Annotated in this window: 21 protein-coding genes; 12 read left to right on the top strand and 9 right to left on the bottom strand. The window is 71.5% G+C overall.

Annotated features, from left to right (window positions below; all coding sequences use genetic code 11):
• Nucleotides 1-2: 2 nt before the first annotated feature.
• From ABZ833_RS09785 to ABZ833_RS09775, 3 genes are all read right to left on the bottom strand, one after another.
• Nucleotides 3-1,316, bottom strand: coding sequence for a M60 family metallopeptidase (locus tag ABZ833_RS09785; protein WP_361043545.1), 1,314 nt, complete (start codon nucleotides 1,314-1,316; stop codon nucleotides 3-5).
• Nucleotides 1,317-1,377: 61 nt separating this feature from the next.
• Nucleotides 1,378-3,825 (bottom strand): polysaccharide lyase 8 family protein, encoded by a 2,448-nt coding sequence (locus ABZ833_RS09780; protein ID WP_361043543.1) that lies wholly within the window; start codon nucleotides 3,823-3,825, stop codon nucleotides 1,378-1,380.
• A gap of 184 nt (nucleotides 3,826-4,009) precedes the next feature.
• The gene (locus ABZ833_RS09775) at nucleotides 4,010-5,110 is read right to left on the bottom strand and encodes a LacI family DNA-binding transcriptional regulator (RefSeq protein WP_361043540.1); all 1,101 of its coding nucleotides are present in this window, start codon (nucleotides 5,108-5,110) and stop codon (nucleotides 4,010-4,012) included.
• Between the two features lie 204 nt (nucleotides 5,111-5,314).
• Between ABZ833_RS09775 and ABZ833_RS09770 the strand changes: the two genes are divergently transcribed.
• The 6 genes from ABZ833_RS09770 (at nucleotide 5,315) to ABZ833_RS09745 (ending at nucleotide 13,735) form a co-directional block, all read left to right on the top strand.
• On the top strand, nucleotides 5,315-6,817 hold the full coding sequence (locus ABZ833_RS09770) for a M1 family metallopeptidase (protein ID WP_361043536.1): 1,503 nt from the start codon (nucleotides 5,315-5,317) through the stop codon (nucleotides 6,815-6,817).
• A 74-nt stretch (nucleotides 6,818-6,891) separates the two neighbouring features.
• On the top strand, nucleotides 6,892-9,087 hold the full coding sequence (locus ABZ833_RS09765) for a right-handed parallel beta-helix repeat-containing protein (RefSeq protein WP_361044736.1): 2,196 nt from the start codon (nucleotides 6,892-6,894) through the stop codon (nucleotides 9,085-9,087).
• A gap of 44 nt (nucleotides 9,088-9,131) precedes the next feature.
• On the top strand, nucleotides 9,132-10,319 hold the full coding sequence (locus ABZ833_RS09760) for a Gfo/Idh/MocA family oxidoreductase (protein ID WP_361043534.1): 1,188 nt from the start codon (nucleotides 9,132-9,134) through the stop codon (nucleotides 10,317-10,319).
• Between the two features lie 159 nt (nucleotides 10,320-10,478).
• Nucleotides 10,479-11,507 carry an L-threonine 3-dehydrogenase gene (gene tdh / locus ABZ833_RS09755; RefSeq protein ID WP_361043531.1) on the top strand — a complete coding sequence of 343 codons (1,029 nt, stop codon included), beginning with the start codon at nucleotides 10,479-10,481 and terminating at the stop codon, nucleotides 11,505-11,507.
• Nucleotides 11,508-11,569: 62 nt separating this feature from the next.
• Complete coding sequence (locus ABZ833_RS09750) at nucleotides 11,570-12,778, top strand: glycine C-acetyltransferase (RefSeq protein ID WP_361043528.1); 1,209 nt, start codon at nucleotides 11,570-11,572, stop codon at nucleotides 12,776-12,778.
• Nucleotides 12,779-12,835: 57 nt separating this feature from the next.
• Nucleotides 12,836-13,735 (top strand): LysR family transcriptional regulator, encoded by a 900-nt coding sequence (locus ABZ833_RS09745; RefSeq protein WP_249586437.1) that lies wholly within the window; start codon nucleotides 12,836-12,838, stop codon nucleotides 13,733-13,735.
• Nucleotides 13,736-13,827: 92 nt separating this feature from the next.
• Here the strand turns inward: ABZ833_RS09745 and ABZ833_RS09740 are convergent, their stop codons facing one another.
• The 3 genes from ABZ833_RS09740 to ABZ833_RS09730 form a co-directional block, all read right to left on the bottom strand.
• Nucleotides 13,828-15,060: an RICIN domain-containing protein gene (locus tag ABZ833_RS09740; protein ID WP_361043526.1), complete on the bottom strand. Its 1,233-nt coding sequence runs from the start codon at nucleotides 15,058-15,060 to the stop codon at nucleotides 13,828-13,830.
• Between the two features lie 256 nt (nucleotides 15,061-15,316).
• Nucleotides 15,317-15,910 (bottom strand): hypothetical protein, encoded by a 594-nt coding sequence (locus tag ABZ833_RS09735; RefSeq protein ID WP_361043524.1) that lies wholly within the window; start codon nucleotides 15,908-15,910, stop codon nucleotides 15,317-15,319.
• Between the two features lie 11 nt (nucleotides 15,911-15,921).
• On the bottom strand, nucleotides 15,922-16,683 hold the full coding sequence (locus ABZ833_RS09730; RefSeq protein WP_361043521.1) for a sulfite exporter TauE/SafE family protein: 762 nt from the start codon (nucleotides 16,681-16,683) through the stop codon (nucleotides 15,922-15,924).
• Between the two features lie 84 nt (nucleotides 16,684-16,767).
• Here ABZ833_RS09730 and ABZ833_RS09725 point away from each other — a divergent pair, with 84 nt between their 5' ends.
• The gene (locus tag ABZ833_RS09725; RefSeq protein WP_361043518.1) at nucleotides 16,768-17,697 is read left to right on the top strand and encodes a LysR family transcriptional regulator; all 930 of its coding nucleotides are present in this window, start codon (nucleotides 16,768-16,770) and stop codon (nucleotides 17,695-17,697) included.
• A gap of 31 nt (nucleotides 17,698-17,728) precedes the next feature.
• Here the strand turns inward: ABZ833_RS09725 and ABZ833_RS09720 are convergent, their stop codons facing one another.
• Together ABZ833_RS09720 and ABZ833_RS09715 are read right to left on the bottom strand one after the other, a co-directional pair.
• Nucleotides 17,729-18,727, bottom strand: a complete 999-nt coding sequence (locus ABZ833_RS09720) for a LacI family DNA-binding transcriptional regulator (RefSeq protein ID WP_361043515.1) — start codon at nucleotides 18,725-18,727, stop codon at nucleotides 17,729-17,731.
• Complete coding sequence (locus ABZ833_RS09715) at nucleotides 18,679-18,972, bottom strand: hypothetical protein (protein ID WP_361043513.1); 294 nt, start codon at nucleotides 18,970-18,972, stop codon at nucleotides 18,679-18,681. The genes ABZ833_RS09720 and ABZ833_RS09715 overlap by 49 nt, the downstream gene beginning before the upstream one ends.
• Nucleotides 18,973-19,428: 456 nt before the next feature.
• Here ABZ833_RS09715 and ABZ833_RS09710 point away from each other — a divergent pair, with 456 nt between their 5' ends.
• From ABZ833_RS09710 to ABZ833_RS09690, 5 genes are all read left to right on the top strand, one after another.
• Complete coding sequence (locus ABZ833_RS09710; protein ID WP_249586430.1) at nucleotides 19,429-20,292, top strand: ABC transporter permease; 864 nt, start codon at nucleotides 19,429-19,431, stop codon at nucleotides 20,290-20,292.
• 72 nt (nucleotides 20,293-20,364) lie between these two features.
• Complete coding sequence (locus tag ABZ833_RS09705) at nucleotides 20,365-21,393, top strand: ABC transporter substrate-binding protein (protein WP_361043510.1); 1,029 nt, start codon at nucleotides 20,365-20,367, stop codon at nucleotides 21,391-21,393.
• 38 nt (nucleotides 21,394-21,431) lie between these two features.
• Nucleotides 21,432-22,241, top strand: a complete 810-nt coding sequence (locus ABZ833_RS09700) for an ABC transporter ATP-binding protein (protein ID WP_361043508.1) — start codon at nucleotides 21,432-21,434, stop codon at nucleotides 22,239-22,241.
• Nucleotides 22,242-22,302: 61 nt separating this feature from the next.
• Nucleotides 22,303-22,866, top strand: coding sequence for an XRE family transcriptional regulator (locus tag ABZ833_RS09695; RefSeq protein WP_361043505.1), 564 nt, complete (start codon nucleotides 22,303-22,305; stop codon nucleotides 22,864-22,866).
• A complete protein-coding gene (locus tag ABZ833_RS09690) occupies nucleotides 22,863-23,447 on the top strand; it encodes a GNAT family N-acetyltransferase (RefSeq protein ID WP_361043502.1) in 585 nt (194 codons plus the stop codon). Before ABZ833_RS09695 ends, ABZ833_RS09690 begins: the two co-directional genes overlap by 4 nt.
• Here the strand turns inward: ABZ833_RS09690 and ABZ833_RS09685 are convergent.
• Nucleotides 23,423-24,301, bottom strand: coding sequence for a sugar phosphate isomerase/epimerase (locus tag ABZ833_RS09685; RefSeq protein WP_361043499.1), 879 nt, complete (start codon nucleotides 24,299-24,301; stop codon nucleotides 23,423-23,425). The genes ABZ833_RS09690 and ABZ833_RS09685 overlap by 25 nt on opposite strands.
• Nucleotide 24,302: the final 1 nt, after the last annotated feature.

The following is a 24,302-nucleotide window of genomic DNA, read 5'->3' as shown; positions in this document are numbered from 1 at the left end:
TCCTATTCGCGGTAGGTGCTTGCGTCGACGGAGGGCTTGTCCAGGCCGAGCGCGGTGATGCGTGCCTTGCCGGACGCGGTGAGGGGGAAGCGCCACTTGGTGACGAAGAACTCCGAGAGGTCGCGCCCCGCGGCCCGGCTCGCGTACACGGCGAGGTTGTCGTAGCGGTCGGCGTCCGCAGCCGACGCGGGGTTGTCGGTGCGGATCAGCCGGTGCAGCTCGGGCCAGACGCCGGTGCCGAAGGCGAGCCGCAACTGCCACAGCGGCACGAGCTTCTGCCACACGTCGAGCGCGGTGTACTCCGTGCCCGAGTCGCGGGCCGTGAAGGCGCGGTCGTACACGTCCTTGCCGCCGGAGTCCTTGGTCAGCAGCCGTGAGGTCTGGCCGAGCGTGCGCTGCGCGGCGAGCGAGTAGAGGTTGCAGGTGACCTCGGTGAGCGCGCCGGGCTTGTACGCGAACTGCTGATGCTGGTGGCCGAGTTCGTGGTACATCCCCCAGCCGCCGGTGCGCAGACCGTTCACGCCCGCGATGTACGTCATCGCGCCGCTCGGGTAGCCCGTGTAGCCGTGCGTCGCGTACGCACCCACGCCGGACGCCACCTTCGTGACGTTCACGAAGTGGTACGGCAGCGGATTGCGGGCGTGGGTGCCGGTGCTGCCGCTCAGTCCGCTGAACGTCGCGTGCGAGGTGAGGAGTTGCTCGTAGGTGTCGAGGAGGGCCGCGTGGTCCTCGGTGCGGTACTGCAAGGCGGTGGCGCGGGCGAGGGTGACGATGGCGTGGGCCGAGCGCAGCTGGACGTATCCGGAGGCCGTCGCCGAGTCCAGCTGGGCCTGGAAGGCGGACTCCGACGTCGACCCGTGGACGAAGGTGGGCATCGGCACGGAGCCGGTGCCGATGGTGACCGTCGCGCGCTCACCGCTGCCGGTCAGGGTGAGGTGGACCGGGCCGCCGTGCGGGTCCGTGACGGTGTTCGCGCCGGACTTGAGGGCATACGAACGCGGGGCGTTGGGAGTGGCGTAGTAGTCGGGGATGCCGACGTACAGCGTGGGCAGCACGCCGTCCGGGGCGGAGACGGTGACCGTCACGGGGGTGTTGGCCGGGGCGTGGGCCGCCGTGGTGAAGAAGTCGCTCGCCCGCTGGGCCGCGCCGAGACGGATGCGCTGGGACTCGGCGGAGGCCCGCGCGGTGAGGGTGATCGCGGCGGCTGCCCGGGGGCGGGCCCGACCGGCCGCTCGGGCGGGGGAGGGGAGGAGGGTCGCGCCCGCGAGGGCGGACAGGCCGGTGAGGACGGTGCGGCGGGGCGGAGTGGATCTCATGGTGCACTCCTTCGGGTGGGGAACTGGATGGACGGGACCTAGGGGTGGGGCGGGGAGCCGGTCACCGCAGGTGCGCGGTGTGCGTGTGGCCTCGTGAGCCCTCGACGCGGGCGGTGACGACCGGGCGGCGGCCCGGAGTGACGGTGACCGTGTCGTCGGCGCTGACCACCTTCCGTACGGCGAAGGGCAGTTCCACGGTGACGCTCGTGCCCGTGCGGCCCGGGTCGGCCACGGCCAGCGACATGCCGTCGCCGCCGCGGCGCACGATCACGGTGCAGGGGCCCGACGCCGTGAGCCCTGCCGCGCTGCCTGGCTGCCAGAAGTGCGCGGCGACGAGGCCGTGGCGGCGGGCCTCGACGGCCTGGGCGGTGGCGTTGTTGGCCAGGACGCGGACCGGCCGCGAGTGGGACCAGACGGCGGTCGCGGCGGCGCTCGCGCCGGGCAGCAGGACGTAGGCGTACGAGGACGGGGCGGGGGAGACGCCGTGGTCGAGCCACAGGGTCAGATAGCGGCGGGTCACCGGAGTGGTGCTGCCGCCCGTGTCCGCGCCGGTGTTGATGTCCCGCCAGGCGCCGGTCCGCTCATCGCGCAGGGCGTGGAGGCGGGCGCCGCCCCGGCCGGAGGAGGACTGCGCCGGGTCGTCGGGGAAGACATAGCCGCCGGTGCCGTCCAGGTGGGCCCAGCGGGCGCCGGGCAGGGGCGCCGACCAGCCCGTGCGCGAGGGCTGCCGGCGGCCGTCGACCGTGAGCCGGGGTGCCCCGTCCTCGTAAAGATTCCGGTTCTCGACGACCGTCTCGATGCTCCGGCCGTCGCTCGCGGTGATGTCCGCGCCCAGGGCGAGCACCGCGTTGTCGAGGAAGAACCACGCCTTCTTGGCCCGCAGTGTGCTGCCGTCGGCGAGGAGCTCCATCGCGGCGGCGCCGAACCGGTCGTCGAGCGCCGCGCCGCCCGCGACGGCGTTCTTCGGAACGTAGGTCCCCGTCCCGCCGCCCGAGCCGATGTCGGCCCGCGTACGGGTGTCCACGGTGGTGCCCGGCAGTCGGTACGGATCGACCGTCGCCCAGAAGCCGTCCCCGAACTGCCCCAGGTCGTCGCCGTCGTACAGATAGGCCATGCCGTCGCCGGTGTACCAGCCGTGCAGGTTCTCGCCGTTGCCCGCCTCGTACGCGGCGATGCGCTTCGAGGAGAGCGAGAGCGTGAGCGCCCAGCCGGGGCGCCGGTGCACCACACGGTCCATGTCCGCGAACGCGAAGTGCCCGGTGAGCCGCTCGGTGGCCGGTACGGCGTCGTCGTCGAGGACGGCCTTGGCACGGGCGAGGGCGGGGACGCCCACCAGGCCCAGGTAGGGGTGGGACGTGTTGCGGCGGATCCAGCCCTTGGCCAGGGCGCGCCAGCGTGCGGCGTACGCGGCGGGGGCTCCGTCCGCCAGCTGCAGGATGTTGGTGAGGGTGACCGCGCCGTCCTTGTGGTCCGGTGCCTTCTCGCGGGATGTCGCACGGCCGCGCAGCGCGTCCATCATCAGGCCGTCGAAGACCACCGGCGAGAACGTCCGCTCCACCGCCTCGTACAGCACGGACGTCTTCGGGTCGGTGACGGCCCACTCGGAGTCCGCGAGCAGCGCGATCAGCTGGCCCGCGCTGCCGAGCAGGACGCTGCCGTACGTCCCCGTGTACGCGACGGAGCCGTGCTGCACGAACGACCCGTCCTCGTAGAACCCGTCGCCCGAAGTGACGTACGTGAACAGGCTGTTCCTGCCCTTGTCCCGGACGTCGGAGAGACCGTCGCGGGCCAGCGCCAGGGTCGCGGGGTCCTGTGCGAGGAGCCCGCGCAGCGCCACGATGACGGCCTTGTCCGCGCGGTTGGCGCCGGTCTCGGACAGGGTCGGCGCGTTGGTGCGGCGGTCCGGGTCCGGGCAGAACTTGGCCACCGCGGAGACGTACTTCGCCAGGTCGGCCGCAGCGATCTTCTCCCGCAGCAGCACGCACGTGTCCATCAGGGCGCGGGGTGCGCCGATCTCCCAGAACCACCAGTTGCCGGATTCGGGGCGGCTCGGGTTGTAGGCGTCGGCGTGCAGGAACCGCAGGGCGTCGAGCAGGGCGTCCGCCGTTTCGGCGCTGTCGCTGAGGGAGGTGCCGGGCGTGGCCCAGGCCGTCGCGATCGTGCGCAGGCGGGTGTAGCTCTGGCCGAAGTTGCCCGGCTCCTTCGCGGGGGAGAGGTCGGCCCACAGGGCGGTGCGCCCCGCCGACCGGTCCAAGTCCTTCCACCAGCCGGACGCCTGGGTGTCCAGGACCTTCAGCGCCGCCGCGAAGTCCGGGTCGGCCGCGTCGAACGCGCCGCCGGTGAGTTGCGCTGCCGCGCGGGCGAGCAGGGTGTCGTACGGGTCCGCGTCCGGCGCCGCGCCCCAGGCCGTACCGCCCGCCGCCAGCGGCACGAAGGCGGACGCGGCGGCACTCGCGGCGAGGATCGTGCGGCGTCGCGGCCCGGTGGAGCCGGAGCGGGGCATGCGCATAGGGAACTCCCATGAGGCGTCAGGGCAGCGGAGGGCGTCGGTCGCCGGGCGGGGAACGAGAGGCGTGAGCGATTCGGCGACAGCATGTAAGCGGTTGCTGTGCGGGGGCAAGAGGGCTCGGCATCTTTCTATGTTCTTTCTGTCCTGGCCCTGCCTCCGTGAGGCACGGTCGAGGGTTAACCGGTTACTGCACCCGCCGTGCCGCCACCGAATCCCGCACCACGATGTGCGTGCCCAGCGTCAGTCCGCCCTCGGCGGGCTGCTGCCACGCGTCGGCCTCCGCGTTCGGGCCCGGGACCGCGAGCCGCACCGCTTGGCGGCCCATCTCCTCCAGCGGAACGTGCACGGTCGTCAGGCGCGGGCGCATGACCTGGGCCGTGGGCACGTCGTCGTAGCCGACCAGGGAGACGTCCTCCGGGACCCTCAGGCCCGCCTCCTCCAGGGCCTGCAGCGCCCCGATCGCCACCATGTCGTTCGCCGCGAACACCGCGCTGAACGTGAGCCCGGACGCCAGGAGTTCGGTCAGCCGGCGGTGCCCGAAGGCGGGGCTGAACGCGCCGGTGTGCACCAGCTCCGGCGCGCAGGGGACACCGCGCAGCTCCAGCGCTCTGCGGTGTCCTGCGATGCGGTCGCGGGTGGTGGAGAGGTCGGGCGGGCCGCCCAGGTAGAGGATCCGGTCGTGGCCCTGCGTGAGGAGGTGGTCGGTGAGGGCGAAGGCACCCCCTTCGTTGTCGTACTCCACCGAGAGGGTCGGCACGTCGCGGCCCACCGACGGCCTCCCGCACAGCACCAGGCGTGCCCCGCCCGCATGCAGATCCCGTGCCCTGCGGGCGACTTCGCGGGCGTACGCGCGATCCGAGTGCGCGCCGCCGACCAGGACCACCGCGTCCGCGCGCTGTTCGTGCAGCAGGTCGACAAAGGCCAGCTCGCGCCGCGGGTCGCCGTGGGTGCAGCAGACCATGCAGAGCCGCCCGGCCTCCGATGCCGCACGTTCGACGCCGCGCGCGATGTGGGCGAAGAACGGGTCGACGACGTCGTGCACGATGATGCCGACCGTCCGGCTCGAGGTCCCGGCGAGCGCCCGCGCGTGGGCGTTGACGACGTACCCGAGCTCCCGGACGGCGTCCTCGACGCGCTCGCGGGTGGCCCGCGCCACCGGGTAGTTGCCGTTCAGGACGCGGGAGACGGTGGCCGACGAGACCTCGGCGCGTGCCGCGACGTCGATGACCGTCGCCCGTCGCCGCTCCGGGCCACGCGCTGCTGCTGCCGCTGCCGCCTCTGCCATGTGCTCGCCCCTCTTGTCGTACGGATCGTCGTGGCTTGTCGCGCAGTTCCCCGCGCCCCTTACGGGGCACGTCCCGCCCGGTATGGATAGTAAGCGTGTACCGAAGCCAGCTCACGGCTCCTGAGAGATGGGGTGAAAAGTCCAAGAGCAGTGGGCGTCCTAGGTGTTGACGGCAACAGTAAGCGATTACTACGTTGCGGCCCCATGGCTGAGAACAGGACCCGAACCGTACGCGCTCGCAGTACCCGGACCGTCCGTGCTCGCAGTACCCGGACCACCGTCCGCGCCGCGACGGCGACCGCAGCCGCGGCCGCCACCCTCGCGCTCGCCCTCCCCGCCCACGCGGCGCCCTTCGACCCGGCCCCGGGTGCGGACGGCGTCGGCGACCCGCTGTTCCCGACGCTCGGCAACGGCGGCTACGACGTCCGCCACTACGACCTCTCCTTCGACTTCACGCCGGTGACGTACGACTTCACCGGCACCATGAAGATCAAGGCGAGAGCCACCCAGGACCTGTCGTCCTTCAACCTCGACGTCGACTCGTTGGCCATCGACGCCATCAAGGTCAACGGCAAGAAGGCCACGTGGGCGATCGGCCCCGGCCAGAGCGGCCAGGAGCTCACCGTCACCCCGGCGGGCGGCCTGCGCGAACACCGGTCCTTCGACGTCGAACTGACCTATCACGGCAACGGAAAGACCAAGCCGGTCGGCCAGCCGGGCTGGCGTCACATGTCCGACGGCGGCTTCGCCTCCGCCGCCCAGGCCTCCCGCGCCGACACCTTCGCGCCGGTCAACGACCACCCCTCCGACAAGGCCACCTGGTCCTTCCACCTCACCGCCCCCGACGGCTGGACGCCCGGCGCCAACGGCAACCTCACCGGCACCCGTGATGCCGCCGATGCCAAGAAGACCTGGGACTTCTCCCTCAAGTCACCGATGGCGCCCGAGCTGTTGGGGATCTCCGTCAACAAGCAGACCTACCTCTACGGACGCGGCCCGCACGGAGTGAAGCTGCGCCACCTCGTCCCCGAGGACCAGCAGGCCAAGTACAAGCCCATCGCCGAGGAGACCGGCGGGCAGCTGGCGTGGCTGGAGAAGACCCTCGGCGTGCGCTACCCGTTCGACACGTACGGCGTGCAGATCGTGCGCGACGGCTACAGCGACGCGCTGGAGAACCAGACCCTGTCGCTGTTCGGCCCCTCGTGGTTCGACAAGCCCACCTACTCGACCACCATGGTCCACGAGCTGACCCACCAGTGGTTCGGCGACTCCGTCACGCCCGCCACCTGGCAGGACGCGTGGATGAACGAAGGGCCCGCCGTCTACTACGCGGCCGTGTGGGCGGACCAGAAGGGGTTCCAGCCCATCGAGGAGAAGATGAAGACCGCGTACGCCAAGCTCGACGCGGTCCGCAAGACCGACGGCCCGCCCGGAAAGCCCACCGGACTCGGCGGCTTCAACATCTACGACGGCGCGGCGGTCTCGCTCTACGCCCTCAACCAGCAGATCGGGCAGGAGCGGTTCGAGGCCGTCATGAAGTCGTGGCTCGGCAAGCACCGGCACGGCAACGCCACCACCCAGGACTTCATCGCCAACGCCGTCGAGGTCACCGGCGACGCCTCGGTCGGCACGTTCCTGAACCACTGGCTGTTCGACCTCGACAACCCGCCCATGCCGGGCCACCCGGACTGGGGTGTCGCGAAGTGAAGCGGCGACAGGGCGCGGGCCAGCGTCCACGTATCGCCGCCGGAGTCATCGCCGTCGCGGCCGTCGGAGCGGTCATCGCCCCGCAGAGCACCGCCCAGGCCGCCCAAGCAGCCCAGGCCGCCCCGAGCCCCAAGATCCTCCACGTCGCCCCGAACGCCTCGGGGGAGTCCTGCACCACCGCCCGCCCCTGTTCCCCGCAGGCGGCCCGTGACGCGGCCCGCACCATCAGCGGGCGTGACGTACGCGTCGAACTCGCGGATGGCACCTACGAGATGAGCGAGCCGCTGAAGCTGGACGCGGCCGACTCCGGGCGCGACGGGCACACCGTCACCTGGACCGCCGCGCGCGGTGCCCGCCCCGTCCTGTCCGGCGGCCGGGCGCTGACCGGGTGGGAGAAGGCCGCCGACGGCACCTGGACGGCGGATGTCCCCGAAGGGGTCACCCCGCGCCAGCTGTTCGTGAACGGCGACCGGGCCCGGCGCGCACGGGGCGCGGCCTGCGCGGCGAGCACCTGTGACGCGACGAAGACCGGCATGACGGGTGCCACCGCCACCGGCATCGCCACGTGGCAGCGGCCCACCGACGCGGAAGCTGTCATCAAGGTCCGCTGGCGCGACTACCACTGCCGTATCACGGGCGTGGAAGGGGACAACCTCACCTTCGCGCAGCCCTGTTGGACCAATTCGGCCAGCGGCACGAACCGTACGGGCCCCGCCTGGGACTCCACCACCGTCGACTCGGCGCGCTACTCCCAGGTCGCCTTCTTCGAGAACGCCCGCGAACTCCTGGACAAGCCGGGCGAGTTCGTCTGGGACTCCGAGGACCGCACCGTCACCTACCTCCCGCGCAAGGGCGAGGATATGGGCCACGCGCGCGTGCTCACCCCGGTGACCGAGCGGCTCATGGTCGTCGACGGCGCGCACGACCTGCGCGTGCAGGGCATCGGCTTCGCGTACGCCGCGTACGGCCAGCCCTCCACCGACGAGGGATACGCGGGCACCCAGGCCGGTCTCACCCTCACCGGGGCGAGTGGCCCGGTCGATCACGCGGGCCGTCACTACACGAAGCCGAGCGCGGCGCTCACCGTGCGAGGCGGTCGCCATGTGGCTGTCACCGGCGCCGAGTTCACCCATCTGGGCGGCGCCGGAGTCGTCCTCGAAGGCGGCACCAAGGACACGTCGGTCACCCGCTCCCGCTTCACGGACCTGTCGTCCGGTGCCGTGTACGTCGGCGACACCGAGCCGAAGCCGGAGGCGGAACTCGCCGGTGAGCGCAACACCGTCGCGTACAACACGATCCGCCGCACCGGCGTCGAGTACACCGACGCGGTCGGCATCTGGGCCGGATACGAGGCCGAGCTGACCGTCGACCACAACACTCTCGACGACCTGCCCTACTCGGGGATCTCCGTCGGCTGGGGCTGGAACCAGCCGGAGGCCCAGAAGTCGGTCCTGAGGGACAACCGGGTCACGAACAACCGGATCACGAACGTGATGCGCGTCGAGCACGCCCAGCACGACGGCGGCGCCATCTACACCCAGGGCGCACAGCCCGGCACGGTCGTCTCCGGCAACTACATCAACCGCTCCGCCTACGGGAACACCGAGCGCGACGGCAACGGCATCTACCTCGACGAGCAGTCCTCGCACATCCGCGTCGAAGGCAACGTCATCACCCGCATCGGCTACAAGTGGGTCTCGAACTGGGCCGATTACGGCATCCAGAACCACGCCACCGGCAACTGGACCGACACCGACGCACCGGCCCTCACCGGCACGGGATCGACGATGGAGGGCAACCACACCGAGCTCGACCGGCTCCCCGCCGAAGCGCTCGCCGTGGCGGCACGCGCGGGCGCGCACGGAGCCCCGGCCGAGCAGCTCCGCCCGGACCTCGCCCGCGAAGGCACCGCGTCCCAGTCCTCCACGGACGGCGCGGCCGACGCTTCGTACGCGACCGACGGGGACACCTCCACCGACACCCGCACGCTGTCCGAACCGGGTGCCTGGTGGCAGGTCGACCTCGGTGCCGCGCGGCGCGTGGGACAGGTCGAGGTCTGGAACAACACCTCCATGACCACGGCGGACTTCGACGTGCAGCTCGCCAGGACAGCGGACTTCGCCGACGCCACGACCCTGCACGTCACGGGACGATCCCTTCGGCCCACACTCCTCGACACGGACGCGGAAGCCAGATACATAAGGATCAAGCTCACCGGCACGGGAAGCGTGGCGCTCGCCCACGTACTCGTGCACCCTGCACGTACATAGGCAACACCCGCACTCGCACAGGTATTTGTACGGAAAGGCACACCATGACCGACCTCCGTCTCGGCGTCCTCGGCTACGGCCTGCGCGGTTCGCTCGCCCGAACCGCCCACCGGCCCGGCGCGGGCTCCCGCGTCACCGCGCTCGCCGACCACGACGTGACCGCCCGGACGGAGGCGGCCGTGGCCTTCCCCGGCGCCCTGATATCCACCGACCACCGCAAGGTCGTCGAGGACCCGGACGTCGACGCCGTCGTGATCCTCACCCCCGACCACACCCACGCGCAGCTCGCCTGCGAGGCGCTGCGCGAGAACAAGCCCGTCTTCGTCGAGAAGCCGCTGGAGATCGGCATCGAGGCCTGCGACGCGATCCTGCGGACCGCGTACGAGACGGGAACGCGGCTCTACGTAGGCCACAACATGCGCCACATGCCCGTGGTCAGGCTGATGCGCGACATCATCAGGCGCGGCGAGATCGGCGAGGTCAAGACGGTCTGGGTACGCCACTTCGTCGCCTACGGAGGCGACTGGTACTTCAAGGACTGGCACGCCGAACGGCAGCACACCACCGGCCTGTTGCTCCAGAAGGCCGCCCACGACATCGACGTCCTGCACTGGCTCGCCGACGGCTACACCCGCCAGGTACAGGCCCTCGGCGACCTCATGGTCTACGGGGACAATCCGCACCGCCGCGAGCCGGGCGAGCCGAAGACGGACGACTGGTACAGCAAGGACGGCCACTGGCCGCCGCACACCCAGCGCGACCTCAACCCCGTCATCGACGTGGAGGACGTCTCCCTGGTCAACATGCGCCTGGACAACGGAGTCCTCGCCTCCTACCAGCAGTGCCACTTCACGCCCGACTACTGGCGCAACTACACCGTCATCGGGGACGCGGGCCGCCTGGAGAACTTCGGTGACGGCCCCGGGGGAGTGGTGAAGGTCTGGAACCAGCGGCGCTCGTCCTACCGCCCCGAGGCCGACGCCGAGTACCCGGTGCCGGACGCCCAGGACGAGGGCGGGCACGGCGGTTCCGACCCGCTGCTCATCGACGAGTTCGTACGGTTCGTGCGCGAGGGAGGGCGCACCGACACCTCGCCCGTCGCGGCCCGGATGGCGGTGGCGGCGGGCGTGCGCGCGACGCAGTCGCTGCGGGACGGGGGCGTTCCGCGGGAGGTGCCCGACCTCGATCCGGAGCTCGTCGCGTACTTCGAGCGGGGTCAGACCCGCGCCTGAAGCAGAGGCCTGAAACAGAGGCCTGAAGCAGGGCCTGAAGCAGGGCCTGAAGGAAAGCTGCGGCGGCGCTTAAGAAATCCTCGATGGACCAGGGCGCCGCCGTAAGGAAGATTCCTGTGTCGTCGGGGGAAGAAGCGACGTACGACAGGAGCCGCTGCGGTGAAGGCGCTGGTCAAGGAGAAGGCGGAGCCAGGGCTCCGGCTGATGGACGTACCGGAGCCGGTGATCGGCCACGGAGACGTCCTGATCAAGGTGCTCCGCACCGGGATCTGCGGCACCGATCTGCACATCCGGGCCTGGGACGGCTGGGCGCAGCAGGCGATCGAGGCGCCGCTGGTCGTCGGACACGAGTTCGTCGGCGAGGTCGTCGAGACCGGGCGTGACGTCGCGGACATCAAGATCGGCGACCGGGTCAGCGGCGAGGGCCACCTGGTCTGCGGCAAGTGCCGCAACTGCCAGGCGGGCCGCAGACACCTGTGCCGCGCGACGGTGGGTCTCGGTGTCGGCAGGGACGGGGCGTTCGCGGAGTTCGTCGCGCTGCCCGCCGCCAACGTCTGGGTGCACCGCGTGCCCGTGGACCTCGACGTGGCCGCGATCTTCGACCCGTTCGGCAACGCCGTGCACACCGCGCTCTCCTTCCCGCTGGTCGGTGAGGACGTCCTGATCACCGGGGCGGGACCGATCGGCCTGATGGCCGCGGCGGTGGCCCGGCACGCCGGTGCCCGCAACGTCGTCATCACGGACGTCAGCGAGGAGCGCCTTGAGCTCGCCCGCAAGGTCGGCGCGAGCCTGGCCCTGAATGTCGCGGAGACCTCGATCGCCGAGGGGCAGCGCGAACTGGGCCTGCGCGAGGGCTTCGACGTCGGCCTGGAGATGTCGGGCAACCCCGTCGCGATGCGCGACATGCTCGCCAACATGACGCACGGCGGCAAGATCGCCATGCTCGGTCTGCCGGCCGAGGAATTCGCCGTCGACTGGTCCCGGATCGTCACCTCCATGATCACGATCAAGGGCATCTACGGCCGCGAGATGTTCGAGACCTGGTACTCCATGTCCGTGCTGCTCGAAGGCGGCCTCGACCTCGCCCCCGTGATCACCGGCCGGTACGGCCACCGTGACTTCGAAGCGGCCTTCGACGACGCGGCGAGCGGCCGCGGCGGCAAGGTCATCCTCGACTGGACCTCCTGAACCCCACGGCTTCCCACGGCTCCTCTCGGCTCTCCACGGCTTAACTCCCAAAGGAATCAAGCATGTTCGACTCCGTACGCGACGACCTGCGCACCACCCTCGACGAGATCCGCGCCGCAGGACTGCACAAGCCCGAGCGCGTCATCGGCACCCCGCAGTCCGCCACGGTCGCCGTCACCGCGGGAGGCCGCCCCGGTGACGTACTGAACTTCTGCGCGAACAACTACCTCGGCCTCGCCGACCACCCCGAGGTGGTCGCCGCCGCCCACGAGGCCCTGGACCGCTGGGGCTACGGCATGGCGTCCGTGCGCTTCATCTGCGGTACGCAGGAGGTGCACAAGGAGCTGGAGGGGCGCCTGTCCGCGTTCCTCGGCCAGGAGGACACGATCCTCTACTCGTCCTGCTTCGACGCCAACGGCGGAGTCTTCGAGACGCTGCTCGGCGCCGAGGACGCGGTCATCTCCGACGCCCTCAACCACGCCTCGATCATCGACGGCATCCGGCTGAGCAAGGCCCGCCGCTTCCGCTACGCCAACCGCGACATGGCAGACCTGGAGCAGCAGCTGAAGGAGGCATCCGAGGGCGGCGCGCGCCGGAAGCTCGTCGTCACCGACGGCGTCTTCTCCATGGACGGGTACGTGGCCCCGCTGCGGGAGATCTGCGACCTCGCCGAGCGCTACGACGCGATGGTGATGGTCGACGACTCGCACGCCGTCGGCTTCGTCGGCCCCGGCGGCCGCGGCACGCCTGAGCTGCACGGCGTCATGGACCGCGTCGACATCATCACGGGCACCCTCGGCAAGGCGCTCGGCGGCGCCTCCGGCGGTTACGTCGCCGCCCGCGCGGAGATCGTCGCCCTGCTTCGCCAGCGCTCGCGCCCGTACCTCTTCTCGAACACCCTCGCCCCGGTGATCGCGGCGGCATCCCTGAAGGTCCTCGACCTCCTGGAGTCGGCGGGCGACCTGCGCGAGCGGCTCGCCGCGAACACGGCGCTGTTCCGCTCGCGGATGACTGAGGAGGGCTTCGACATCCTGCCGGGCGACCACGCGATCGCCCCGGTGATGATCGGCGACGCCTCGGTCGCGGGACGCATGGCCGAGCTGCTCCTGGAGCGCGGCGTGTACGTGATCGGCTTCTCGTACCCGGTGGTGCCGCAGGGCGCGGCCCGTATCCGCGTCCAGCTGTCGGCCGCGCACTCCACCGACGACGTGAACCGCGCGGTGGACGCCTTCGTGGCGGCGCGCGCGGAGCTGGACGCTTCGGGTACCTGAGCGGCCTGGTGGGGCCGCTGGTACCGGTGCGCCCGGTGGTTTGGGAGAATCGGCCTCATGATTGAAGCGCGGCGGCTGCACATCCTCCGTGCGGTGGCCGACCACCGCACGGTCACGGCCGCTGCCGCCGCGCTCTACCTCACGCCGTCCGCGGTGTCCCAGCAGCTGACGGCCCTGGAGCAGGAGACGGGCCACCGCCTGGTCGAGCGCGGTGCCCGCGGGGTCCGTCTCACCCCGGCGGGCGAGATCCTGCTCTCCCACACGAACGCGGTCCTCGCCCAGCTGGAACGGGCCGAGGCGGAGCTCGCCGCGTACAGCTCGGGCGCGGCCGGGACGGTGACCGTGGCGTCCTTCGCCACGGGGATCGCCCTGGTGGTCGGTCCCGCCCTGGCCCGTCTCTCGTCCGCGGCGCCCGGGATCCGGGTGCGGGTCCAGGACGCGGAGGGCGACGCGAGCCTGCCGATGGTGCTCGACCGGCAGGTGGACGTCGCCGTGGCGGTGGAGTACCGAGGGGCTCCGGGCGCGGACGATCCGCGCCTCACGCGGGTCCCGCTGTACGCGGAGCCGTTCGACGCGGTGCTCCCCGAGACGCACCGCCTCGCGGCGGCGGAGCGCGTGCCGCTCGCGGAGCTCGCCAAGGACGCGTGGATCGGTCCCTTCGCGGGCAACCCCTGCCATGACGTGGTGATACTCGCCTGCGAGGCGGCGGGCTTCCAGCCCCTGCTCGAACACTGGTCGGACGACTTCCGGGCGGTGGTCGCCCTGGCATCGGCGGGCGCGGGCGTGGCCCTGGTGCCGCGGTCGGCGCTGCGGGGCATGGACGTCTCGGGGGTGGTGATCCGCCCGGTGGAGGGCGTGGCCCCCACTCGCCGGGTGTTCGCGGCGGTGCGGTGCGGGGCGGAGGAGCACCCGCTGATCCGTCCGGTGCTCGATGCCCTGGGCGAAGCCGCGGGATAGCGGTCGTGCCAGGCTGCGGCCCGGCCCCGTCGGCGGTGCGCCCGACGGGACCGGACCTGACCGGGTGCGGACGCCGGCGACGGCGCCGGTGGCTACATCCAGAGGCCGTCGAGGAACGGATAGGCCTCGGTGAGCCTGGCCGGGCCCTGGATGAGCTTGTCCTCGGAGACGACGACGAACTCGTCGCCCTTGGTGAGGAAATAGTGCGCCGTGGATTCGCTGACGGCCGTGGTCGCCGCGTCCGGTCCGAACCCGAAGGCATCGGGTGCGGCCGTCAGCTGGAACCGCTGGTGGGACGGTCCACGCGCCGGGTCGACCCCCGCGGTGCAGGTGTCCCTGCGGCCGAAGACCAGCAGCCTTCCTCCGTCGGCACCGAAGCCGGTGACGTCGCACAGCTCGCCGACCTGTTCCAGCAGGAGGTGGTGCAGGAAGTGCTCCGCGTCCTGGACGGGGCCGTGGCCCTTGTCGGAGAACTCGACGGCCTGGCCCCCGGTGAAGCCCAGATATGTGTGACCGCCGCGCCTGGCGGCGGGACCGACGGCGTCGAAGCCGTCGCTGAAGGGCTTGGGCAGGTCCGGGAACTGGTCGGCGAGCTTCCGCGGTCCTGACTCGATGCCGCGCCGCTTGGAGAAGCGGATGAACTCGTCGCCGCGGAAGCCCTCGAAGCGTACGTAGGGCGTGCCGCTGTCCGGGATCGCCTTGGCCGCAGACTCGAAGATCCCGCCGCCCGCGTCGAGCGCCTGCTTGGCCGCGCCGCTCAGGGAGCCGAGGACCGAGCCGAGGATGCCGCCGCCGGCGGAGACCACGGTGGCCGTCAGCGCGTCGAACGCCTTGACCTCACCGCGACCCGGCACCCGCTCGAAGCGCCACTCCTGTGCGGGGCGGGGCCCCATGGTGGGCTTGCCCGCCTGCTCCAGGGCCGCGTCGGGCGCGCTGCTGTCGTCGTGGACCGACAGCAGGTGGCCGCTGTTCACGTTGACCAGCGTGTACCGGTCGTCGCCGACCGCCACCGGCCGCCACAGCTGGGACACCAGCAGGTCCTGCCGTGTCTCCGGTGGGCACTGCTGCACCGGTGAGCCCACGCGGCCGCGGCCGGTCATGATGTCCATGCGCAAGGTGCTGTGCACGTTCTGCAGCGTCCAGGCGCCCTCCTTGGCGGCGTCGGGCCGCAGATGCCACAACTGACTGTGCCGGGCGGCTCCTTGCGGGTTCAGCTCCTGCTGCACGACCGGGACGCTCTGTGCGGTCTTGGCTCCCTGCACTCCCGCGTACAGCCCGCTCGCCTCGTTCTTGAGCAGGTAGATCCCCTCGGACAACGCAGACATTGCCAACCTCCGTGGAAGACGGACAGTGATCCCCCGCGTGTGCGCCTCACAGAGTAGGAGCTGAGTCCGTTTGCCGATACGGGTGGATTTCGGCTGCTATTAACCCCTCAATTACCGGTACGCGTGGCGGCCGTTCGCACAGGTGTCGACGCAGGTGGCGTCAACTCTCCCCGTCGGCGCATCCGTTGGCGGGGCGCGCGGCGCGGCGGGACGCGCCCGGAATGGGCGGGGCCGGTTCTCACCCATGACGCGGGCTTCAACTGGGCTCCGGCGGGCCCCACTTGCTGCTCTGAGCTGCCAGGCCGCCGGACACAGGGGCTGGGCCGAGGTCGGCGTCCCCGTCCTCGTGGCGCAGGACCCAGTCGTCGAGGTCGCGTGCGGCTTCGAGAGGGTTGCCGACGGTGTAGGCCCGCCACCATGGGCCCGCCTCGCTGAGTTCGTGGTCGGGACCGTGGTCGGGGCCGTGGTCGCGGTCGGGGGAGATCTCCTCCCGGAAGCAGGACTCGGCCGCGGCGAAGCGTGCCCGCGCTGTCCGTGCGTCCACGCCCAGGACGTCACCGATGACCTGCCAGCTCGCGCCGCCGATGCGCTCGCTCACGGCGGCGGCCTCGAAGAACCGGTGCGCGGCCCTGAGTACGAGCGCTGCGTCGGCCAGTACGGATCCGGGGGAGCCGGCGGTGCCGTCGGGACGCAGCTCGTGCTCGCCGATCGGTACGGCGGCACGCGCGAGACCGGCGAGGTCGCACGCCTCGTGGGCCATCGCGAGACGTGCGCGCGCCGCGTCGGTGTACGGCGATTCGGTGTGAGCCTTGTACGGCGACACGGCGGTGGCGAAGTCTTCGTCGTCCATGGCGGTCGGCCTCAACCGCGCACGAAGTAGAGGACGGTCATCGTCACGGCGGTGGTCAGGATGATGCTCCGCAGCAGCGGGTCGGAGAGGCGGCGAGCGAAGTGGGCGCCGGCGAAGCCGCCCGCCAGTGCGCCGACGAACATGGGGGCAAGGACGAGCGGGGCGCTCAGCGCGTCCGATGCGACGAGGAGCAGCGCGGTCGCGCTGAGGTTGATGGCCGCGATCTGGGTGACCCGCATCGGATTGCTGACCGCGGTGTCGAGCCCGAGGCCGATGCCCCACAGGGCGAACATCATGATGCCTACGGCACCGCCGAAGTATCCCCCGTACAGCGCGAGGAAGAACTGCCCGATCAGGACGGCCCGGGAGCTGATGCCGATCTCGCGGCCGAGCGCACTGCTCACTGCACGGGAGAGGCGGCGGCCGAAGGCGAGAACCACCGTGGCGAAGGCGAGCAGCCAGGGCACGGCGGCGTCGAACGACGCCGCGGGGAGCGCGAGGAGCAGGGCGGCGCCGAGTCCGCCTCCGACCACACTGATGACCGTCAGCGCTTTGGTGGACGTCGCCCCGACCGGGGTGAGTTCGCGTCGGTAGACCCATCCGCTGGCCACGGCCCCCGGCACGAGGGCGATGGTCGACGACGCGTTCGCCGTCACGGGGGACAGGCCCACCGCGACCAGCGCGGGCAGCGCCACGAACGTGCCTCCGCCGCCGACGGAGTTCAGCGCTCCGGCGGCGGTGCCTGCCAGCAGGACGAGCAGAATTTCGGACACCCGCCGAGCATCGCCCTGTGACGGGCGGGCCCACAATGCGTTATCGGTGTACCCAGCCTAAGGCTGTGCCTTAGGCTCACGAGGGTGCGCTACGACCTGGACGATCTGCGGCTCTTCCTCGACATCGTGACGGAGGGGTCCATCACGGCGGGTGCCCGCCGGATGCACCTGAGTCTGCCGTCGGCCAGCGCGCGGGTCCGCTCCCTTGAGCAGCAGGCCGGAGTGGCACTGCTGATCCGCGGCCGGAGGGGAGTGCGCCCCACCCCGGCGGGGTCCACGCTGGCCCGGCACGCGCGCGAGGTCCTCGCCCAGACCGTGCGGCTCGAGAGCGCGGTCGCGAGCTATACGAGATCCCCGACCGCACCGCTGACCCTCCTCGGCGGCGGCTCGGCGGTGCACCGACTCGTGCCGCAGGCCCTGGTCTCGTTCCTCCGGGCGCACCCGGACACCGACGTGCGCGTCTCCGAGAAGCGCACGCCGCAGATGGTGCGGATGCTGGCCGACGGCGAGGCGGACCTGGGCATCGTCCTGGACGACGAGGCCCGCGACTGCGGTCTGGCGATGGAACCCCTCGGTGACGACTCCCTCGTGGTGGTCGGCCAGCCCGGCGGGATCCTCGCGGGGCGTACGTCGTTGACCTACAGCGAGGCCGCCGAGCACCCCCTTGTCGGTCTCGACGCCGGCGCCTCGCTGCGCCGCTGGATCGAGAGGCATGTCGGCCCCCACGCGCCGGTGGTACGCCACCGCACCACGGTCGCCAACCTCAACGTCCTGGTCGCACTCGCCGCAGCGGGCGTGGGCCTCGCGATCGTCCCGCGCCGAGTGATCGACCCCACCCAGCCCCTGGACGTATGCGAATTGCAGGACCCCTGGGCCCGCCGCCACCACCTGCTGGCATGGGGCGCCAAAACGGGCCCGGCATCCCCGGCGACAAAGTCACTGGCCGACCACCTGCGCAAGGCATCAACCTCGGAACCTGCGCTGCCGGGGCGTCGGGGGGCTGGGTGGGGGTGAGGCGTATCCCCGAACCCCGAACCCCGGCCCCTCAAGCCGCAGGCCGCCCCGTGCTCGCTCGCAGCACCACCTCGCCCCGCACCCGTTCCACCCGCGACCGCACGCCCCGCTCGCGAAGGGCGAGGGCCAGCACGTCCCGGCCCATCCGCGTCAGCGGCAGCGCAACGGTGGTCAGCGGTGGTGTGAGTTCCCCGACCAGGGGGATGTCGTCGAAGCCCGCGAGCGACACGTCGTCCGGCACCCGGAGCCCCCGTTCCCGCAGCGCACCCAGCGCCCCCACGGCCATCACGTCCGTCACCGCGAAGACGCACGTCGGCCGCTGCCCCCGGCGCAGCAGTTCGAACGCCGCCGCATGGCCCCCGTCACGGGTGAAGGCGCCCTCCACGATCCGCTCCGGGGGAAGGGCGACCCCCGCGTCGGTCAGCGCCGCGCGGAACCCGGCCAGGCGGTCCGCGACCGTGGTGAGCCGTTCGGGGCCGGTGAGTACGGCGAACTCCCGGTGGCCCAGGGACAGCAGCGCCCGCGCCAGCGCACCCGCCCCCGCCCGGTTCTCCGGCTGCACCGTGTCCACGCGCAGACTGCGGTGCCGGCTGACCACGGCGACGCGGCCCCCGTCACGTATGTAGGGGGCGAGCTCCGACTCCAACGCCCGCTCCCACGCGGGGTCCTGGAAGCCCGAGCCGATGAGCAGGATCGCGCGGGCCCGCTGAGCCCGCAGCATCGAGACGTACGCGATCTCCCGCTCCGGCGCGCGGAAGGTGCTGGCCAGCATCACGAGGAGGTCCTGCTCGGCCGCCGCCGCCATCACACCGCTCGCGATCGCCGCGAAGTAGGGGTCGCCGACGTCGTGGCAGATGACGCCGACGGTGTTGTTCGACGAGCTGGCGAGCGCCTGCGCATGGGCGTTGGGGATGTACCCCAGCTGGTCCGCCGCTTCGAGCACCCGGCGCCGCAGGTCCTCGCGGACGCGCGTCGTGCCGTTCAGGGCACGTGACGCGGTGGCGGGGGAGACCCCGGCGGTGCGGGCCACCGCGTACAGAGTGACGTGAGGCCCGTGCTCGCGCCCTCGTCCGACCGCGGGGCCAAGACCAGGGCCGGGTCCTTGCTCACCTCCGCGTCCGGACGCGAGCCCTTGACCGCCTCCCCGTCCGGGTGCGGGGCCCCGCTCGCCGCTCCGTCCGGGCGCGAGTCCTCGACCGTCTCCGCCTCCGCCTCCCCGTCCGGGTGCGGGGCCCCGCTCGCCTCCGCGCCGGGGTGCGGGTTCGTGCTCGCCACCTCGTCCGGGTGCGGGCCCTTCCCCGCCTCCCCGTCCGCGCGCGGCCTCTCGCCCGCGCGCCCGCCCGGCCCCGGGTTGCTCCTCAGCGCCCCGCCCGGCCCCGGGTTGCTCCTCAGCGCCCCGCCCGGCCCCGGGTTGCTCCTCAGCGCCCCGCCCGGCCCCGGGTTGCTCCCCAGCGCCCCGCCCGGCCCCGGGTTGCTCCCCAGCGCCCTGCCCCGCCCCCGCTCCGTGTCCCTGCGCCCGCCCCGCCCCGGGTCCCTGCTCGCGCCCTAGCGCCCGCACCGCGCCCCCTTCGTCTCGCGCCGCGAAACTTCGAGCCGACCTATTGACCCTGCGGTCAGCCAGTCATTAGCGTGGCGGAGACCTTATCAGAAAGCGCTTTCTGAAAGCGGTTTCCGCACCACCGACGCTCCGCAACTGCCTCCGAAGTTCGCTGAATGCCAGGGGAGTTCACCGTGAGCCAGAGCGCACTGCAGGCAACTCCCGTCAAAACGGCAGGCGTTGTCGACCGTAGCCGCCCTACCTTGCGACAACGTACCGCCGAGGCGGCCGAGAAGAGCTGGCGTCCGCTGGTCCTGCTGCTCGTCTGCTTCGGGGCCTGGTGGCTGATCGCCGCCACCGAGATGGTCGAGGCGTACCTCGTGCCCTCGCCCGGCGCGACCCTCGACGTGATCCTCGACAAGCCCGACTACCTGTGGCAGCACACCTGGGTCACCACCTACGAGACCCTGCTCGGCTTCCTCATCGCCGTGGGCGTCGGCATCCTCTCCGCGGTCGTCATGGTCTACTCGACGACCGTCGAGAAGACGCTCTATCCGATCCTCCTCTTCGCCCAGGTCGTGCCGAAGATCGCGATCGCCCCGCTGTTCGTCGTCTGGCTCGGCTTCGGCATCGCCCCGAAGATCCTCATCGCCGTCCTGATCGCCTTCTTCCCCGTCGTCATCTCGATGGTGACCGGCCTGAAGGCCGTCGACCCGGAGATGCTCCAGCTCTCCGCCACCATGGGCGCGCGGCCCTGGCAGACCTTCCTCAAGATCCGCTTCCCGGCGTCGCTCCCGCACCTGTTCTCGGGTCTGAAGGTGGCCGTCACGCTCGCCGTCACCGGCGCCGTCGTGGGCGAGTTCGTCGGCGCGAACGAAGGCCTCGGCTATGTGATCCTCCAGGCCAACGGAAATCTCGACACCCCGATGCTCTTCGCGGGGCTGCTCGTCATGTCGCTGATCGGCGTCGTCCTCTTCGTGCTCGTCGAGATCGCCGAGAAGCTGCTCCTGCCGTGGCACGCGAGCCGCAGGGACGTGGCCGCCACCACTGCCTACTGACACCCACCACGCGGTGCCGGCGCACCCACCCCGCCATGTCCGATGTTCGACGTACGCGAGAAGGGCCGTCCCATGCACGCGCGCAGACTGCTCACCGGAATCGTCCCCCTGGCCCTCGTCGCGGTGACCGCGACGGCCTGCGGCGGTGACGACGACAAGACGAGCACCAGCGACTCCGGCAAGAAGCTCGACAAGGTGACGCTGACCCTCAACTGGTATCCCTACGGCGAACACGCGCCGTTCTACTACGGCAAGCAGCAGAAGATCTTCGAGAAGCACGGCATCGACCTGGACATCAGGGCGGGCCAGGGCTCCCAGAAGACCGTGCAGGCGACCGGCGCCGGGCAGACCGACTTCGGCTGGGCGGACACACCGGCGGTGCTCGCGGGCGTCGACCAGGGCGTCAAGGTGAAGAGCCTGGGGGTCTTCCTCCAGACGACGCCCGCCTCCGTGCAGTTCTTCGACGCGCAGGGCATCAAGGCGCCCGCCGACCTCAAGGGCAAGATGATCGCGGGCACGGCGGGCGACGCGCTCACCAAGACCTTCCCGATCTTCCTGGAGAAGAACGGCATGGAGCTCTCGGACGTCAAGGTCCAGAACACCGACCCGGCGGGCAAGATCGCCGCGGTGATCTCCGGCAAGACGGACGCGCTGCTCGGGTACGCGAGCGACCAGGGCCCCACCATGCAGAACAAGGCCAAGAAGGACGTCTCGTATCTGCGCTTCTCCGAGAACGGCCTCAACTTCTACTCCAACGGCCTCATCGCCGGGCCCAAGACCCTTCAGGGCAGGGGCGATCTGGCCAAGCGCATGACCGCCGCCGTGAGCGAGTCATGGGCGGCCGCCGAGAAGAGCCCGGAGCCCGCCGTCGCCTCCATGGACGGCGCGTCCGAGCAACTGCCGCCCAAGGAAGTGCTGTCCGAGCAGTTCAAGACCACGCTGACGCTGCTGCACACCGACGCCACGAAGGGGAAGGCGCCGGGTGCCAACACCGAGGCGGACTGGCAGCAGACCATCGACGTCTTCTCCGAGGCGGGCATGGTCAAGAAGGCCAAGCCCGTCGCGGAGTACTGGGACGCGGCCAAGGGGATCAAGGGCTGAGGGGCGGCAGGGCAATGACGAAGGACGCGACTCTCAGGATGAGCGACGACCCACGTGCCGCGGCGGGGGATGCGAGGCCGTCCGCGGTGCGCATCGACGACGTCGCCGTCCGCTTCCGTACGAAGAAGAAGGACGTCACCGCGTTGCAGGACGTCTCGCTGAACGTCGGCGCGGGCGAGTTCGTGGCGATCGTCGGGCCATCGGGGTGCGGCAAGTCCACCCTCCTGAAACTCGTCGCCGGGCTGCTCGCGCCCTCCTCGGGCGACGTGCTCCTCGGCGGCGAACAGGTGCGCGGGCCACGGCGCGACATCGGATACGTCTTCCAGCGCGCGGCGCTCCTGGACTGGCGCACCGCACGCCGCAACATCCTGCTCCAGGCGGAGATGCGCGGCATCCCCGGCGCCGAGGCACGCGCGCGCGCCGACGACCTGATCCGCATGACCGGACTCGGCGGCTTCGAGGACGCCTATCCGCACGAGCTGTCCGGCGGCATGCAGCAGCGCGTCGCACTCTGCCGCGCCCTCCTGCACGAGCCGCCGGTGCTGCTCATGGACGAGCCCTTCGGGGCACTCGACGCGCTCACGCGCGAGCAGATGAACGTCGAGCTGAACCGGATCTGGCGCGAGACCGGAACGACGGTCCTCCTGGTGACCCACTCGATCCCTGAGGCGGTCTATCTCGCGGACCGCGTCGTCGTGATGAGCCCCCGCCCCGGGACGGTCGAGGAGATCATCGACGTCGGCCTGCCCGCGGAGCGTTCGTACGCGACGACGCTGGCGACGGCCGAGTTCCGCGAGGCGACCGGGCGGATCCGCGAGCTCCTCGGGGCGGTGTCCGCGCACGAGTGAGGTGTGAGCCACAGGGGTCGGCGATGGCCATGTGTCCCATATCCGGGATAGCGTGCCAGATATGGAACACGATGGCGTCGACGACCGGCTCGCCGCCCGCCTCGCCGAGCTGCGCGCGGAACGCGGCTGGTCCCTCGGCGAATTGGCGGACCTCAGCGGCGTGAGCCGCTCCACCCTGTCCAGGGCCGAACGCGCGGAGATCAGCCCCACCGCGTCGCTCCTGAACCGGCTCTGCGCCGTCTACGAACGCACCATGTCGCAGCTCCTGAGCGAGGTGGAGGCCGAGCCCGCGCAGCTGGTGCGCGCGGCCGAGCAGGGCGTGTGGACCGACAGCGCGTCCGGCTTCGTGCGGCGGTCGGTGTCGCCGCCCCACGCGGGGCTGCGCGGCGAACTCGTCGAGGGCCGCCTGGAACCGGGCGCGGACGTCGCATACGACCGGCCTCCCGTGCCCGGCATCGAACAGCACATCTGGGTGCTCGACGGGGCGCTGGAGGTCACCGTCCAGGGCGATCCGCACACGCTGAACGCGGGGGACTGTCTGCGCTTCCGGCTGTGGGGGCCTACGCGGTTCCGTTGCGTGGGGGAGCGGGCCGTGCGGTACGCCCTGGTGGTGGTCGCGCGATGAGGGACGACCGAACGCCGATACGCCTCTCCGCGGAACAACTCGTCGCGGCCGCGGACGACTTGGGCGCCCTGCTCGCCGACGTCGTGGACGGCGGCTCGTCCCTCGGCTTCCTCGCGCCCCTCGGCCCGACGGCAGCAGCCGACTGGTGGCGGGGCCTGGCACCGGCGGTGGCGGAAGGACGCCTCGCCGTCTGGGCCGCACGCGACGCCGAGCGCGTCACCGGGACGGTCAGCGTGGGCTTCGTGGACAAGCCCAACGGCAGACACCGCGCCGAGATCCTCAAGCTCATGGTCCACGGCTCCGCCCGCGGGCAGGGCCTCGCCCGCACCCTCCTGGCCACGGCGGAACAGGTGGCGGCCGAAGCGGGCGTGACCCTCCTGGTCCTGGACACGGAGACGGGCAGCCCAGCCGAGTCCCTCTACCGGAGCGGAGGTTGGACGGCGGCCGGGGTCATCCCGGACTACGCGGCCGATCCGGCCGGGGTGCTCCACCCGACGACCCTCTTCTTTAAGAAGGTGGTCGGTTCGGGCGCACCCCGACCGGACGACCCGGCACGTCAGTACCGCAGCGCCGCCAGATAGGCGTAGCTGTTGCGTGCCGTGGCGAACGGATCGCTGGGGGTGTCGTGCTCCACCAGCCACTGCTTGACGCCGCCCACGCGCGCGTGGTCGAACATCGCGGCGAAGTCCAGCGTCCCCGAGCCGACATCGGCGAAGCCGCCGTCAGGTGCCATGTCCTTCACATGGAGCGCGGGGAAGCGCCGCCGATGCCGTACGAAGTACGTCGCCGGATCCGCGCCGCCCTTCGCCGCCCAGTAGACGTCCAGTTCGAAGCCGACCAGGTGCGGGTCGGTCTCGGTGACGAGGATGTCGTACAGGCTCGTGCCGTCCACCACCACATGGTCCGTGCCGTGGTTGTGGAAGAGCACCGGGCCGAGGCCCGCGTCGCGCGACGCCTGCCCGATGCGGTTGAACTGCCGTGCCGCTTCCCGGAATCCGTCCGGCGTGTGCAGCGCGCCGGGCAGGCTCGGCACCACCGGCCACTTCGCGCCGAGGGTGTGCAGATCCTCGAGGGCCTGAGGCAGGCCGCTGCCCTTGAGCGTGTCGTACGCGACGTGTTCGAGGACCGCCTTCAGGTCCACCGCGTCGAGCATCCGCCGGATGTCGGCCGCGCTGTTCCCGTGCCGGCCGCTCACCCCCACGGTCGCGTAGCCGATGTCGGCGAGCTGCTCCAGCGTGCCCGCGAAGTCCTGTGCGAGGACGTCGCGCATCGTGTAGAGGTGCATGCCGATGCCGCCGCGCGGGATGCGCCGGCACCGCGACGCCTCACCCGCGCGCGCGGGCAGTGCGGTACCGACGGCTGCCGCGAGCCCCATCGACGTACCGAGAAAGGCGCGTCTGGTCCCGTTCAGTCCTGATCTCTTCTTGGCTGACATG

Origin of the sequence: Streptomyces sp. NPDC047525, from assembly GCF_040643025.1 — a bacterium.
Taxonomy (GTDB): Bacteria; Actinomycetota; Actinomycetes; order Streptomycetales; family Streptomycetaceae; genus Streptomyces; species Streptomyces durmitorensis.
Note: the sequence above shows the minus strand (reverse complement) of the source record. Positions and strands in the feature narration are given on the sequence as shown.